At 67.7% G+C, this 15,630-nt stretch carries 10 protein-coding genes; 2 read left to right on the top strand and 8 right to left on the bottom strand.

Going from position 1 to position 15,630, the window contains the following annotated elements:
* Window positions 1-10: 10 nt before the first annotated feature.
* Together tadA and V7787_RS11380 are read right to left on the bottom strand one after the other, a co-directional pair.
* A complete protein-coding gene (tadA, locus tag V7787_RS11385) occupies window positions 11-490 on the bottom strand; it encodes a tRNA adenosine(34) deaminase TadA (RefSeq protein ID WP_336088186.1) in 480 nt (159 codons plus the stop codon).
* A gap of 126 nt (window positions 491-616) precedes the next feature.
* Window positions 617-1,126 (bottom strand): DUF1993 domain-containing protein, encoded by a 510-nt coding sequence (locus V7787_RS11380; protein WP_336088184.1) that lies wholly within the window; start codon window positions 1,124-1,126, stop codon window positions 617-619.
* Window positions 1,127-1,232: 106 nt separating this feature from the next.
* On the opposite strand from V7787_RS11380, the gene V7787_RS11375 reads away from it, so the two are divergent.
* Window positions 1,233-1,922 carry a TetR/AcrR family transcriptional regulator gene (locus V7787_RS11375; protein WP_336088181.1) on the top strand — a complete coding sequence of 230 codons (690 nt, stop codon included), beginning with the start codon at window positions 1,233-1,235 and terminating at the stop codon, window positions 1,920-1,922.
* A gap of 114 nt (window positions 1,923-2,036) precedes the next feature.
* Here the strand turns inward: V7787_RS11375 and V7787_RS11370 are convergent, their stop codons facing one another.
* The 5 genes from V7787_RS11370 to V7787_RS11350 form a co-directional block, all read right to left on the bottom strand.
* Window positions 2,037-2,255, bottom strand: coding sequence for a hypothetical protein (locus V7787_RS11370; RefSeq protein ID WP_336088178.1), 219 nt, complete (start codon window positions 2,253-2,255; stop codon window positions 2,037-2,039).
* Window positions 2,256-2,708: 453 nt separating this feature from the next.
* Window positions 2,709-2,867 (bottom strand): hypothetical protein, encoded by a 159-nt coding sequence (locus V7787_RS11365; protein ID WP_336088176.1) that lies wholly within the window; start codon window positions 2,865-2,867, stop codon window positions 2,709-2,711.
* 469 nt (window positions 2,868-3,336) lie between these two features.
* Complete coding sequence (locus V7787_RS11360) at window positions 3,337-10,776, bottom strand: LamG domain-containing protein (protein ID WP_336088173.1); 7,440 nt, start codon at window positions 10,774-10,776, stop codon at window positions 3,337-3,339.
* Between the two features lie 75 nt (window positions 10,777-10,851).
* The gene (locus tag V7787_RS11355; protein ID WP_336088170.1) at window positions 10,852-12,435 is read right to left on the bottom strand and encodes a tail fiber protein; all 1,584 of its coding nucleotides are present in this window, start codon (window positions 12,433-12,435) and stop codon (window positions 10,852-10,854) included.
* Between the two features lie 97 nt (window positions 12,436-12,532).
* The gene (locus V7787_RS11350) at window positions 12,533-13,126 is read right to left on the bottom strand and encodes a hypothetical protein (protein ID WP_336088168.1); all 594 of its coding nucleotides are present in this window, start codon (window positions 13,124-13,126) and stop codon (window positions 12,533-12,535) included.
* Between the two features lie 394 nt (window positions 13,127-13,520).
* Between V7787_RS11350 and V7787_RS11345 the strand changes: the two genes are divergently transcribed.
* The gene (locus V7787_RS11345; protein ID WP_336088165.1) at window positions 13,521-13,928 is read left to right on the top strand and encodes a GNAT family N-acetyltransferase; all 408 of its coding nucleotides are present in this window, start codon (window positions 13,521-13,523) and stop codon (window positions 13,926-13,928) included.
* Between the two features lie 90 nt (window positions 13,929-14,018).
* Here V7787_RS11345 and guaA read toward each other — a convergent pair whose 3' ends face one another.
* Complete coding sequence (gene guaA / locus V7787_RS11340; RefSeq protein ID WP_336088163.1) at window positions 14,019-15,587, bottom strand: glutamine-hydrolyzing GMP synthase; 1,569 nt, start codon at window positions 15,585-15,587, stop codon at window positions 14,019-14,021.
* Window positions 15,588-15,630 lie beyond the last annotated feature (43 nt).

Below are 15,630 nucleotides of genomic sequence, written 5' to 3'. Positions count from 1 at the left end.
GGCGGCCGGCTCAGGCCGGCTTGCCGCGCTTGCGGCGGAAGTACGCGGTCAACCTCGCGCCGGCTTCTTCGCCGAGCACCCCGCCCTGCACCGCCACCCGATGGTTGTGGCGCGGGTCGGCGAGCAGATCGAACACGCTGCCGGCCGCGCCGGTCTTGGGATCGCCGGCGCCGTACACCACCCGCGCGACCCGCGCGTGCACCATCGCCATCGCGCACATCGCGCACGGCTCCAAGGTCACGTACAAGGTGGTGCCGAGCAAACGGTGATTGCCGATGCGTTGGCCGCCTTCGCGCAAGGCGACGATCTCGGCGTGGGCGCTGGGATCGAAATCGCCGATGTTGCGGTTCCAGCCTTCGCCGAGCACCTCGCCGGCGGCCGACACCAGCACCGCGCCGACCGGGATTTCGTCGTAGTCGCGCTCGGCGCGCTCGGCCAGGGCGAGCGCGTGGCGCATCCAGCGTTCGTCGATGTCGGGCGGATACGTCACTAGGGAAAGATCCAGGTCCTGGCGTCGCGGCGGCGTCTTGATCCGACGCTGCGCGCGTGCGCGATCGCGCGCTACGCCGAGGCCCATTCTAGGCTATCCCGGCGCGCGCGACGGACGCGGCCCCGCTCAGGCGGCGCCGCGCAGGAAGTCCATCTTGCCCAGCGGCACGCCCTGGTGGCGCAGGATTCCGTAGGCGGTGGTGAGGTGGAAATAGAAGTTGGGCAAGACGAAGCCGCGGATGTAATCGCGCGCGGCGAACTTCAACTCGCGCCCGCCCGGACGGATGACGATTTCCCGATCCTCCTGCCCGTTCATGCTGTCCGGAGCGACGGTATCGAGGAAATCGCGGGTCTTGCCGATGCGCGCGCGCAACTCGTCCAGGGTGGTTTCGGTATCGGCGAAACTCGGCGGCGCGATCCCCGCCAACCGCGCCGCACCGAACTTGGCCGCGTCGCTGGCCGACTGCACCTGGCCGATCAGGGTGTACATGTCGGGCGCCAGCCGCCCGCCGATCAGCACCGAATGCTCGATGCCGTGTTCATCGGCATGGGCGGCGCCCTTGTCGAGCAGATGGGACAGCGTGTCCAGGCCGCGGGTGAAGGCCGGAACGGAGATGTCGTAGAGCGTCAGGCTCATGGGGATTCCTGTTTTCGTGGCGGGAAACAGCGAAAGCGGCGCTCGCGTCGAACACCGACACAGCCGAGGCCGCAGGCGAGTCTGAGCGCTTGCCCGGGGGCGGTCAATGAATTTATTATCGATCGCTATGGAAATAGGCGTTGCAGTTCCGCAACCCGCCGACGGCGATGCCGCGTCGGCGAAAAAGCCGGCCCGCCCGCGCGGCCGGCCGCGCGCGTTCGACCGCGAGGCGGCGCTGGAAACGGCGATGCTGTTGTTCTGGCGCCAGGGCTATGAAGCCACCTCGCTGAGCGATCTGACCGCGGCGATGGGCATCGCCCCGCCGAGTCTGTACTCGGCGTTCGGCAGCAAAGAGCAGCTGTTCCGCGAATCGATGCAGCGCTATCTGCAGCAGTTCCGCCAGCGGCATGGCGCGGCGTTGAACGCCGACGGAGCCGGCGCGCGCGAATCGTTCGAACGCTTGTTCGCCGATATCGCCGAAGGCTTCGGCGCGTGCGAATCGCGCGCCGGTTGCATGTTGGTCGCCGCCGAAGTCGGCGGCCTGGGCCAGGCGGCGCATTTGCGCGAGGAACTGGCCGCGCACCGGGCCTCGATCGAAGCCGGCTTCCGCGCCCGGATCGAACGCGGCCAACGCGAAGGCGACGTAGCCGGCGATACCGACGCGGCCGAACTGGCGAAGTTCCTGTCGACGGTGGTGCAAGGCCTGTCGATCCAGGCCCGCGACGGCGCGACGCCAGCGCAATTGCGCGAAGTGCTGCGCACCGCGCTGAAAGCGTGGCCGCAAAACCCCCTGTAGGAGCTGCGCAAGCTGCGACCGCGAAAATCGAGTAACGGCGTTGGTTTGGGATGACGCGGTCGTTCGATTTTCGCGGTCGCAGCTCGCGCAGCTCCTAACCCGGGACCTCCAGCCTCAGGGCTGCAAGTAACGACGCGTCGCCGCCACGCCCGCACGCTCGCCGGGCCGGCGCGCACGCGTCGCTTCATCGTATCGGGCGACACAAGCGCCCTGCATTCGCTCGCACACCAACTGCGGCCGGCTCATGCGCGCGGCAACGTCGTTGCGCGAGGCGGCCGCCAACAAGTGCGGCAACGCCAACAGCGCCGCGGCGATCGGCAGATATCGGGACATGCTGTTTCTCCTGATCGGACTCGATGCCAAGCCGGGCGTGCGTGCGACGCATTCATCCCGACTCGCCTGACACGACGATCCAGCCGCGCCGAATTCGACATCGGCGGCGGATCGGCGCGAATGCGGCCCATCGCATGGCCTTGCCGAAGCGAGGCGCGAGACCGCGGCGGCCCCATCGGCCAGCGGGGCGACGCGGATCAGACTACGCCGCATTGCGGCCTGTTTTTGTCCTAAATGGCCGCGACCGGCCAGCCTCTCACCGGCGCACGCGCGGCACCGCGCCAACCTTGCGCGGACCCGGCGCAGCAGCGCGAACAACCAATGCCGACATCGCGGGATCGCCCGCCACCCGCGGCATTGCGCCGGGGTTACTGCGCGCCGCCCGGATCGCCATCGGCGACGCCGGGCGGCGCGCGGGAAGCAGGCCGAGGCCCCCTTCCCGCCTGCCTGGGCTCAGCAGCCCGGGGTGCAAATGGCCCAACACCGCGAATCCGGATCGTCCGGATCGCAGCTGCTGCAGCACGGCCGCGCGAACGCGGTAAGACTGACGCCGACACCGATCGCGAACGCACAGCAGGCCATCAGCAGCTTGATACGTGGCTTCTTGTTCATCGTCCTCTCCAAGGATGGTGGGACCGTCGGGACCGTCCTGTCCCGGCCGTCTCGGACGCCGGCGACGAAGGCCGCCCGACGCGAAGGACCGCGGCTCCGTCCGCGGCCGCGATCCGTCGCGATGCGCGCGGGTTGGGCGCGCATCGTTCGGGAAGGTTGGGTTCGCCGTGCCGGACCGGCGGATCGCCGCAGCGGCGACGGCGCGAGCGGGAATCGCGGCAAGCCGCCGGCGCACCGCCGCGTCCGGCCGGCGAAGCGGCGGCCTGCGGAGTCCGGCTGCGATGAGCGCGATCCATCCCTTGCGACATCCTTGTGCGGCCGTGACCGCGGCGATCTGCCGCGCGGCGGGTGTAGCGAACCCTAGCTCGCGATGGCACGCCGGAACGGGTCTGCAATCACACAACCGCGCGGCGATGCGCGCCAGGTCCGATGCATCGCCACGGACGCATCGGACCCGGCCCGGCCGCGCTCAGGCCGCCGCGCCGATCACCGAGATCGCATAGGCGATGGCGTCGCCGGTGATCTGAGCCAACTGCTTTTGCTGCGGCGAATTGGCGATCCGCGCCGCCTGGCGGAACTGCGCCCACCACGGCAGCAAGGCCTCGGTATCGCTGTCGAGCACCGCTTGCACGGCGGCGGAAATCTCCGCCGCCGAGGCGCCGCGCGCGGGCAGCTTGGCCCGCACCAAGCTCAGAAACACCGCGTTTTGCGCTTGATTGGGCGCTTCCGGCTCGGCGCCGCGATCGCTCAACGGCGGCACCGCCTGGAACCGCGGCGGAATCCGGCTGACGTAGGTCACCCGGTGCAACACCCGCCAAGGCGCGGTGCCCTGGCGACGGGCGCGGGCCTGGCGCAGCGCGGCCGCGTTGGGGTCTTGCGAGCTGTACAGCCAATGCTGATCGATCACCTGATCGAACAAGCTCGCCGCATGCTCGCTGCGATTGGCCAGGAAGAAGCTCATGAAGCGATAGCCGTCGACCTTGCCCGGCACCGCCTCTTCGACCAGCTTGTCGTCCTCGTCGTAGCGGAACGGCAACGGATCGGGCTCGGCTTCCACCTCCAGCTTCAACGCCCGCTCGCGGCTCAGCGATTTGGTCGCGCTGAAGCCGGTGGTCAAGGTGCTGCCGAGTTCGCCGTCGATCGACACGCCGCCGCCGAACAAGGTGAAGAACACGCTGAAGTTGAAACCCACGCCGATTTCCACCGAACGTCCGACGCTGAAGCTCTCGGTCAACTCGGTGCTGAAGCCCTCGCTTTCGGCATAGGTGCCGCCGTCGGCGGACCAGACGTAGGTGTTGACCATGTCGCGCACCGGCGCGGTCAGATCGGCGTTGAAGGCCGGATTGCGCGCCGCCGCGGCGCCGAGGTCGGCGCCCAGATCCAACTGCGCCTGCAGATCGGTCTGTTCGTAGAACGCCACCTGTCGTTGTCGCTGACGCTCGACCTCGCGCTTCAAGGTGTAGGCCTCGCGCGGTTTGTAATAGCTGCGCTCGGTGCCCGGCGCCTTCTGCAGACCGATCTGGCCGTCGAGCGAACCGGCGAGTTGGTACGACGGGTCGATCGGAAAGCGGATGATGTTGATGTCGAGCGGAATCTCCGGATTGGCTTCGGCCGACATCGACACCAGCGCGCCGGTGGACGGCACCCGCAGCGCATACAGATCGGCGACCTGCGATTTCACCAAGGCCGAGCCGACATTGCCGGGAACGAAACGGCGCTCGCCGCTCTCCAGGAAATAACCGCCTTCCGGATTCTTGCCTTCCCACTGCCCGCCGTTGGCCAGACGCTGGGTGATGCTGCGCTGCGCGCCGCTGCTCACGCCGCGCTCCACCCCGGTGCTGGTCTCGAACGAACCGCTGACCTGCACGCCGAGTTTGAGCTGGAACTGGACCGTCTTGACCGCGGTCTGGATCGGCGGAATGCCGATGACTTCGTCCTTTTCCGCCGTGCCGGCGCCGCCGACGCTGAGCTTGAACTGGGTCTTGTTGGAGACGTCGTTGCTCGCGGCGAGCGCGACGGTCTGGCTTTGCTCATCGGTCAAGGTGACCGCGGAGATGCCGTTGTACGTGTCCACGTCCGAGGGCCCGGTCAACGGCCGGGTGAGGTTTTCGCTGGGCAACGGCGGCGCGCCTTCGATGAAGCCGACCACGGTCGGGTCGGTCTGCACCTGGCCGATGTAGATGCGCTCCAGATCGCCGACCTTGTACCCGGTGTAATCGTCCAGACCGCTGATCCCGTCGAAGATGTAGCTGCGCTTGAGCACGCCCTGCGCGCTGCCGTCGGCCAGCCGCAAGGTGTCGCCGTACTCGAACACCGCGACAGAAGCCGGCAGCGCCCCCAGCTCGACCGCTTCGGGGCTGTCGCGGGTGTCGAGCACATCGTTGACGATCGGCGCGTCGAAACCGACCGGCGCCGAGGAGGCGCTCCAGGCGATCGGCGCCGACTGCCCCTGGTCGTTGAAGTACAGACCGTCGCCGCGATGGACGGTGCGGTCGGCGACGATCCGGCCCGAGCCGGTGTCGAAACGCCAGTAACCCGCCAGCCCCGGCTCCGCGCCGGTCTGGTAGCGCGACATGTTGATCAGAATCTGTTCGCGCGTGCGCGGCCCGCGCCACAGCCGCAACTCGTCGAGCTTGCCGAGCAATCCGGCGGCGAAGTTGCCGTCGCGATTGGCCAGACCGCCGATCCGCATCTGCCGCGGCGTGTCGGTGTACGCGGGCGTTTTCAATCCGACCGTCGGCAGCGCCTGCCCGTCGAGATAGAACGACACGCTGGCGCCGTCGAACCAGGTCCAGGACATGCTAGAGGTCAAAGTGAGATCGTTGCTGCCGACCCGATCCTTGGCCAGACGGCCGGATTGTTCGGAAAACGACCACCACGACACCAGCTTGTCGTCGAACGGCGACGCGCCCGGCTGCGCCGCCAGTTCGGCCACCTGCTCGGCGCTGAGACTCTCGTTCCACACCCGCACGTCCGAAATCTGTCCGCCGAAATGGCCGTCGGCGCTGGCGCCGCGGCCGGACACGCCGACCCGGGTCGGGGTGGAGGCGCGGGCGAATTCGACCGCGTCGATGAACGCATCGGCGGCGATCGTGCGATCGGTGAACTTGTCGCCCTGCGGCATGCGGAAACTGACCTTGCGATCGCCGGGCTTGAATCCCTCCAGATCGCCGATCGGCCCGTACCAGCGGGTGAAACGGGTGGACTCGATCGCCTCGATAACCACCCAGTCGCCGCTGCGGTAATAACCCGAGCCGGTGCCGCCGATCACCCGGACGAAACGGTACAGGCCCAGATCGGCGTCGACCGGCGCGAGAATCCGCTCGTTGCCGACGCCGTCGACGAACACGTCGCCGGCCAGCGCGGTGACCTCGCGCCGGCTGACGCTGTCGTTGACCGTCACCAGCGACAGCGACGCGGCGATGTGATGCGGCGCCTGCGCGTCGACGATCTGATCGGCGAGCAGCGTCACCAGCCCCTGATCGGGACTGGACAAGCGTCCGCCCGCCAACGGCCGCAGCCGCACCGTGGCATACGCGCGTCCGTCCTGGCGCACGCCCAACTCATAGACCTGCGCGTTCGCCGCCGCATCGAAACGGCCGACGATCACTTGCCGCGATTTCTCCAGCGCCGACACCCGGATGCGCGCGTCGACCGAGAAGCTGTTGCTCAACTCCACTTCCCGGTTGCCGCTGGCCGCCGCGCTGGCGCGGTTGCGCAGATTCAACGCGCCGCGGCGGTCGAGCACCGCGGCCACGTGCAGCCAGCGATGCGGCGCCAGCGCCGGCGTCAGCGTGGTGCTGGCGCGGCCGCCGTAGCTGGCGACCAGATCGAAGAACAGACCGGTCTTGGTGAAGAACGGTTTGCCGGCGAACTTGGTGTTGTAGATCGTGGTGGTCCAGCGCGCGCGGTTGGTGAGTTGGTAGTTGGCTTCCGGCCGCGACAAGGGATACAACGCCGCCAAGCCCGGCTCGGCGCCGGTCAACGGGCGCAGATAGCCGGCGCGGATTTCCTGCGCGCTGCGGGTCTGGTTCCAGGCGGCGAACTCGTTGGGTTCGAACTCGAAGAACGCGTTGTTGGCCGGATTGGCGACGGTGTAACGGTTGCTGGCCATCGCCGGCTGGGCGATGTCGTCGTGCTGCGCCGCCAACTCGCCGTCGACGTACAGCCGCACCGAACGGCCGTCGCGCACCAGGCTCACCAAGGTCCAGCGGTTGCCTTCGAGCGCGCGGGTGGATTCCAGCTCATGCGCGCCGGCGCTGAACACCACCCGCCAGTTGGCGGGCGCGGCATCCGCATCGTCGCCCTGTGCGGCGGGAATGCGGATCGACAGCCGTTCGGCGTCGCCGCTGCCGTCGGGCGCCTGCCGTTGCCAGAACCAGCCGGTGCCGACCGACAGCAACACCGGACGCAGATACATCTGCACGGTGTACTTCTGATCGCGCACCAGCTTCTCCGCCGGCCGCGTCGCCGGAACCGCCAGGTCGGTCAGCGAGAACTGCACTTGCTCGAAGAAACGCGGCGTTTCCACCGGCACATAGCCCAGGCTGTAGGACAAGCCGCGCTGGGTGGAGGAGTAATGCAGCATGCTCTGCAGGGTTTCGCTGTCGCGGGTCTTGGCCCGCTGCGATTCGTCCGGCAACACCCAGGCCTCGATGGTGACCGCGCCGGGCACGTCGTAAACGTCCGCGGCCGGGGCCAGTTTGGCCAGATCCACGCTCAACGCGCCCTTGCCGTCGAAGGACTGGGCGTAACGCGGCGGATCGCGCAGCCAGCCGCCGTCGCGTCCGGGCGTGGCCAACACGATTGCGCCGTCGCCGGTGCCGCCCAACGACACCGCCGCCGGATATCCCATCTGCGGCAAGCTCAAGGCTTGCACCGACACCAAGGCCGAAGCCACGCTGGCTTCCGGCGCCACCACCGGCCCGGCCACGCCTTGCAGCGTGCCGCAGCGCAGGTCGAACTCGTTCGGCAGATCGCCGCCGGCGCCTTCGCGCACCACCGCCAGCAACGCGGTCGCGTAACGCAGATTGGCCTGGGCATCGACGATCACGTTGTCGGCGTTCAACGAGTCGCCCTGGGTCTGGTCGAGGAACTCCAGTTCGGCCAACACCAGCTTCTGCTCCGGCGCGGTGCCGGCACGCAATGCTTTGATGAACTCGGGGCCGCGGCGCGGAACATCGGACCAAGTCGCCTTAAGCGCAGGTTGGCCCTGCAGTTGCAGTTCGGCGCTGAATTCGGCCTTGCTCGAATCGCTGCCGGCGCTGAGCCGGAACACCGCGCCGCGCACCACCGGCACGCCGTTATCGACGCGCGGCGCGAGCACGAACAGATGGGTGCCGCCGCTGGGCAAGGCCCAGGCGCTGGTCGAGGCCTCATTGCCGGCGTATGCCGCCTCCGCGGCGCGGCCGCGCAGCAAGTCTACGATCGCCTCCGGCGCGCGCGGCACCGAACCCAAGCGCACCCGGATCGGCGCATCGCCGGCGCCCTTGAATTGCAGGTGCAACGCAACCTCGCCGCCGTCGGCCGTGCCCCGCAGTTCGCTCAGGGCGAAATCGCGCGGCAACGCGCTGACGAAGCGCAAACCGGCCAACCCGGCTTCCGGGCTCAACTCCAGCAACGCCTGCGCGCGCTGACCGGCGTAGTCGTAGAACACCGCGGTGCCGGCGGCGATGCGCGGATCGTTGGGATCGCTGACCGCACGGCCGTTGAGGATGGGTTCGAAATACCCCAACCGGCGCGGCACGCCGCTCCATGTTTCCTTCACGGTCGATTTCGCGCGGGCGAAACGCCGCAGCAGCGCCGAAGCGTTGGGCGCACTGTCGCCGGGCCCGTCGATGGATACATCGCAACTCAAGGCCGATGCGCCGGCGGCGATGGCGATCTGGGTAAAGCTGTTGTAAGCGCCGGTCTGCCGGGTGATGAACACCATCCGGCCGTTCTCGGCGACGCTGCCGTCGCCCTTGCGCGCGCTCCAACTGCCGGTGAAGAACGCGCGCTGCGCCTGCGCCGACATCCGCGCCACGCAAAAACGCCGCTGCAGGCCCGAGAAGTACAGATGGATCGGGCCGTCGCCGGTAGCCAAAGCGTGCGGACGCGAATCGGCCTGCACCGGGCCGAACTGCGGATACACCTGCGACGGCTTCAGCCAGCCCGCCGACAAGCCGCGGTTGCCGGCGTCGATCTGATTGATCGGATGCAGCTTGCGCGCCATCGGCGCGGTGCCCTCGCTCCAGACCGCGCCGTGCATCGCCGCGTCGTGGCCGTTGCCGCTGGCGTCGGCGATCGAGGTGCCGGTGCCGCCGTCCATCGGCCAATACGCCAGCACGCCCTCGACCGGTTTTTGTTCGCTCAAGGGCTCGAAGATGTTGGCCTGGATCTCGGCCGCGCTGAGCGCGCGCGACCAGATCCGGGTTTCGGTGATCTGGCCCAGGAATCCGCCCTGCGCCGCGCCGATCAGATCGATCTTGCCGACCGGCGCCGCGGCCGGCGTGCCGACGGTATCGACCGCGACTTCGTTGCCGTTGAGGTAGATCGCCAGGCGCTTGCCGTCGCCGACCACGCTGATGTTGCTCCAGCTGCCGTAGCTGAGCACATTGCCGCGGGTCACCGCCGAGACCGCTTCGGCGCCGGTGCCATAACGCAGGCGGATGCGGAACTGTTCGACGATGTCGAGCGTCAGCCCGCGCTGCTCGGGCGCGGCGTCGCCGCTTTGCGAAAGGATCGAACGCGGTTGGCCCGCTTCCTCGGCGCCGACCGGTCCGCGCTGCGGATTGAGCCACAACTGCAGGCTGAACTGCGCGCTGCCGGCCACGCCGTTATCGATGGACGCGTACGAGGGCAGACCGAATTCGACGCTGAGCGAATCCGGCCCGGTCTCGCCGACCTCGATGGCTTGATCGAACTGCCCGTCGTAAGCCACGCCACCGCTGCTGTCGACTTCGAAATCGAAGGTCGACAAGCGCGCGTCCTCCGCATCCGCGCCGGAGTCGGACTCCGACGCCCGCAGCGACGCCGGACACGCCAGCAGGATCCGATTGGCGGTGCGCATCTGCACCGAACCGCCGACCGCGCTGGCCATCGGTTCCAGGCGCTGGTACAGCGTCGCCGCGGGTTGGCCGGTGAATGCCAGCGGCTTGTTTCCCTCCTGGGTTTCCAGCACCGGCATCAGCGAATTGAGCGGCAACACCCGGCCCTGTTCGTCCAGCGTGGCCGCATCCAGATCGAACCAGCCGTCGCTCAGGCGCGGCACCGCGTAGCTGTACAAGCGATCGCCGCCGCCGTTGCGGGCGAACAACCGCCATTGCAGCCGTCCCGGTTCCGCGGTCGGCAGCAGCATCGCGCTGAAGCCCAGCGACAGATCCAGTTCGCTGCCGGCCACGCCCGAAGACAGCGACAGATAACGGCGTGGATCCAGGAACGGCGTGCCGTCGGGGTTCTTGTAACCCGACACATCGGTCGGCGACTTGGGCAAGTCCGGGCTGCCGCTGCGGCGGAAACGCACTTCCCAGTCGGCGACCAAGGCCAGGCCGCGACCATCGCGCGCATTCGGGTCAGGCCGCTCGACCAACAAAAAACGCTCGACCAACAAGGCATGCCGGTCCGGCCGGAAGATATACAAATGGGTCTCATCCGAGACCACCTGCGCGGCGCCGAACGATTCATCGACATCGAGCACGCGCAACACGCTGAAACCCGACAAACTGGTCTGGCGCTGCTCATCCGCCGGCAACATCGCAAACCCCTGCCAACCCAATCCGTCGTCGGTCACGTCCGGATTCAAGGCCAGGATGTTGTAGACCAGACTGCGCCGTTCGACGGCGCCCTGGCTGTCGCTTTCGATTTTTTCGGCCAGCAGCACGCCGCGCCCCTGATGCCGGGTCGCGGTCGGATGGATATAGCGAATCATTGCCTGGTCCTCGCAAGACGTTCGTGGATGGCGTTCGCGGCCGCTGCCCCGCGCTGGCGAGGCGGCTGCGCCGGATCAGTACAGAACCTTGATCAGGTGCTGCACGTACACGTTGATGGGACGGGTTTCGTCGTCGCCGTCGGGCGATTTCACCGACGGATCGCCGACGACCTTGAGCAGGCGCGTGCCGGTGCCGTAGTTGATGACGTTGTGGGTCGAGCCGCCCGGCCAGTTCTTGAGGGTGACGGTGAACTTGTTGTTGGGCTTGGCGGTGGCGTCCACCTGCTTGGCGCCCGCGGTCTTGTCCGGCTCGCCGCGCGGACGCGGATAACTGGCGCCCTCCTCGCCCACACCGCGCAGGAAATAGCCGCGCAGATCGGGCAATTGGAAGTTCTCTTTGCCGTCGCCGCCGAACTGGGTGCCGATGATCTTGAACAAGGCCTCATAGTCGCGAATCTGCAGAATCTGCCCATGGCACGGCCGCCATTTCGCCAGCGAACCGCCCTCGGTGCCCGCCGCGATCACCGCGCCCAGCGGCAACTCCTCGCCCGGAGTGGGCTGCGTGCCCGAGGCCATGAAGCGGATGTACCAGCGCATCGCCATCGAGATCGGCCGGGTTTCGGCATCGCCGCCGGTCACGTCGAAGGTCTTGTCGCTGCCGAACGCCGCGGCGGTGGCCAAACCGGCCTGGTACTTGGAGGTTTTGTCGTACGGATAGGAAGGAATGGACGCGGAGAACGCGTTCTTGCGCGGCATCGCCGTGGCCCAGCCCTGATAGGAACCGACCTTGTCGCCGGCGTTGCCTTGCTTGCTCAGGTTCGGGCGCGGGGTCTCGCGTTTGCCGCGGTCCGGATCGAACTGAGCGCCGTCGCGTCCGGCCGCAAGTCCGCGCACGAACACGCCGCGCAAATCCGGAATGGCGAAACGCGGGGTCGCGCCCGATTCGCCGCCATTGCCGAACTGGAGCATTTCGAACAGTTCGTAGAACGTGCTGCCCTGCGCCGAGATGAAGGTCTGGCCTTCGCAATAACGCCAGAAATCGTCGACCGGCGTGTCCGGGCCCGGCTTGAACGGCAAGCTCATCGCCGCGCCGACCGGAACCTGGCCGACCGCGGGGCGGCTGCGGTCGTTGGGCTTGGCCTTGATCAGGTAAATGCCGTTGATGTTGACCGGCCGGCTCTCCGCGTCGCCGCCGCCGTAATCGACGGTTTGCGAAGAACTCTTGTAGCGGATGCGGCTGTCGCCGTCGCAGCCGTCGTGGGTGGTGTTGTAGTCGGCGTTGAACGCGCCCTGGATCGAGAACGAGCCCGCGCGCGGGGTGCGGGTGGCGTCGCGCTGGAAGCTGCCGATCTTGTCGCCGCCGTTGCCGCTGCCGTTGGGTCCGGACGGCGTGCGGTCCTTGGCGTTCTTGTCGTTGCCGGCGCCGGCATCGAGCGTGCGCAGAAATACCCCGCGCAGATCGGGCAGGCAGAAATCGTCTTGCTGCGACTTGTAGCCGAACGCATGGCCGATCGCTTCGAACAGATCGGGCCACTCCTTGCGGGACAAGACCTGCCCGCTGCACACCAACCAACCCGCTTCGTTCACCGATGCGGGCACTTCGCCGAAAAACGGCACGATCGCACCGACCGGTGCATCGCCCATCATGTCGATTGCCATGGTCTTTCCTCTGTGTGTCGCGCGCGCGAGCCGATCGGTTCCCGCTCGGGAGCCGGGCCTCGCCGCGATAGTCGTCAGGCGCCCGTCGCGGGCGGAATCACCAGCCGCGCACCAGTTCCAGCAGATGCGCGCGCACCCAGGCGTGGTCCTTGGGGAACAGTTCCAGGTACGAGGACGCGGCCTCGGCGCCGGCTTCGTGCGCGTCTTCATCCAGCGCGGCATAGACGATGGCGCAGGCGTCGGCGGCGCGCGGGCTGCCGTGGGTGGAGTGATCGGCGGCCGCCTGCCGCACCGCCTGCCGCAGCGGCTCGACCGCGCGCGCATGGCTCTCGCCGACGATGAAGGCCTGCTGCGCCGACAGCGCCGCGCTGACCCGGATATCGGCGAAGCCTTCTTCGCCATGCAAACGCTCGCAAGCGCGCTTGGCGATGTCGATGGCGTAGCGATGCATCAGCGCCGACGGCAGCACCCCCGGCTGCCGCGCCAGCCACAGCAGCCGCAGGAACTTGGTCTTGGAGGCGAACAGATCGCCCAGTTTGAAGGTCAGATCGCAGGCGATGCTTTCGTCCAACTCGCTCTCGCGCGCCTCGCGCGATACCGCGAACGCCGCCACCGCCGCGGGCTTGTAGATCTCGAACGCGCCCAGGCTGCGGAAATCGTCGATCGATAGAACTTTTTCTGCCACACGCATTTGCCTGCTCTCCGGTTGTGCTGCGTCGATGGAGCGCACGTTTGGCCCGCGAGCGGTCGCTGGTATCGCCGATAAACAACGCCACGCGCCGCTTGCCTCGCTCGGGCCTTTCCGCGCGCCGCCGGAATGGGATGCCTGTCCCCGGCCGCTGGCGCCGTGCCGTCTGCGGCAATTAGAGCGCTGGCCGATCGGGCAATCGGGTTGCTTGCGGTGTCTTTTCGGCATCAGCGGCGAATCGGTGAGTCGGCGAAATCGGGGTCGACGCATTTAATCCCGCGCGTTCCGTCGTGGCCTGATCTACGGCGGATTTACGTCGCCGGCGCGAAGGCCGGCGGCTGAGAGGCTTGCGGGAACGTTATTGGCGGCGCGACGATGGGCGAAACCGGAGCGATCGATGACCGACACCGAACTCACCTTCCAATGGCGCGGCGATTTCGACAACGGCGAAGTCAATGCGCTGCACGCGCAGTGCTTCGACCACCGCCCCTGCGCCGACGACTGGTGGACCCAGGTCAACCGCTACAGCCTGGGATGGGTGTGCTTGCGCGAGCGAAGCCGTTTGCTGGGATTCGTCAACGTCGCCTGGGACGGCGGCGTGCACGCGTTCGTGCTCGACACGATGGTGGCCAAGCACGCGCAACGCCGGGGGTTCGCCACCCGGCTGATCGAAGAAGCCGTGCGCAATGCCAAGCAAACGGGATGCGAGTGGCTGCACGTAGATTTCGAACCCGACCTGCGCGGGTTCTACTTCGACGCCTGCGGCTTCGTCCCGACCGACGCCGGACTGATCCGCTTGCGCTAGCCGCTCGCGGGCCCGATGCGGCCGGCGCAGAAACGCGAAACGCCGCACTAAGGCGGCGTTTCGCAGACACGGACCTCGCGGGGAGCTAGCTCACTCCCACTCGATCGTCGCCGGCGGCTTGCCGCTGATGTCGTAGACCACCCGCGACACACCGCGCAGCTCATTGATGATGCGATTGGACACGGTGCCGAGGAAGTCGTACGGCAAGTGCGCCCAATGCGCGGTCATGAAGTCGATGGTCTCCACCGCGCGCAGCGCGATGACCCATTCGTAAGCGCGCGCGTCGCCGACCACGCCGACCGATTTGACCGGCAGGAACACCGCGAAGGCCTGGCTGGTCTTGTCGTACAGGCCGGCCTTGCGCAGTTCGTCGATGTAGATGTGGTCGGCCTTGGCCAGCAGGTCGGCGTATTCGCGCTTGACCTCGCCGAGGATGCGCACGCCCAGGCCCGGGCCCGGGAACGGATGGCGGTAGACCATCTCGCGCGGCAGGCCGAGTTCGACGCCCAGGCGCCGCACTTCGTCCTTGAACAACTCGCGCAGCGGCTCGACCAGGCCGAGCTTCATGTGCTCGGGCAGGCCGCCGACGTTGTGGTGGCTCTTGATGACGTGGGCCTTGCCGGTCTTGCTGCCGGCGGACTCGATCACGTCGGGGTAGATGGTGCCCTGGGCCAGCCACTTGGCGTTGGCGAGCTTCTGCGATTCTTCGTCGAAGATCTCGACGAACAGATTGCCGATGATCTTGCGCTTGGCTTCCGGATCGCTGACGCCGGCGAGCTTTTCGAAGTAACGGTCGGCGGCGTTGACCCGCACCACCTTCACGCCCATGTGCTCGGCGAACATCGCCATCACCTGGTCGCCTTCGTTGTAGCGCAGCAGGCCGGTGTCGACGAACACGCAGGTCAGCTGCTCGCCGATGGCCTTGTGCAGGAGCGCGGCGACCACCGAGGAATCCACGCCGCCGGACAGGCCGAGGATGACCTCGTCGCTGCCGACCTGCTCGCGCACGCGCGCGATCTGGTCTTCGATGATGTGCGCGGCGGTCCACAGGGTCTGGCAGCCGCAGATGTCGACCACGAACCGGCGCAGCAAGGTCTGGCCCTGCTTGGTGTGGGTGACTTCGGGATGGAACTGCACGCCGTACCAGCGGCGCGCGTCGTCGGCGAAGGCGGCGACCGGGATGCGGTCGGTCTTGGCGGTGACGACGAAACCTTCCGGCGCTTTGGCGACGTGGTCGCCGTGGCTCATCCACACGTCCAGACGCGGCGGCGAACCCGGGTGATCCTTGAGCCCGTCGAACAAACGGTCCTGCGCGACCAGCGACACTTCGGCGTGGCCGAATTCGCGCTGATCGGCCGCTTCGGTGGCGCCGCCCAACTGCACAGCCATGGTCTGCATGCCGTAGCAGATGCCAAGAATCGGCAGGCCCGAATCGAACACTTGCTGCGGCGCGCGCGGCGAGCCTTCCTCGGTGGTCGACTCCGGGCCGCCCGAGAGGATGATGCCCTTGGCGCCGTAGGCGGCGATTTCGGCCGGATCGTGGTCCCAGGCCCAGATTTCGCAGTAGACGCCGAGCTCGCGGATGCGCCGCGCGATCAGTTGGGTGTACTGCGCGCCGAAGTCGAGGATCAGGATCTTGTCGCTATGGATGTCGGTCATGGAATTTCCGCAGCTCTAAAACAGGGAGTTCAAAAACGAAGAA

Source organism: Pseudomonas sp. CGJS7, assembly GCF_036961695.1.
Note: the sequence above shows the minus strand (reverse complement) of the source record. Positions and strands in the feature narration are given on the sequence as shown.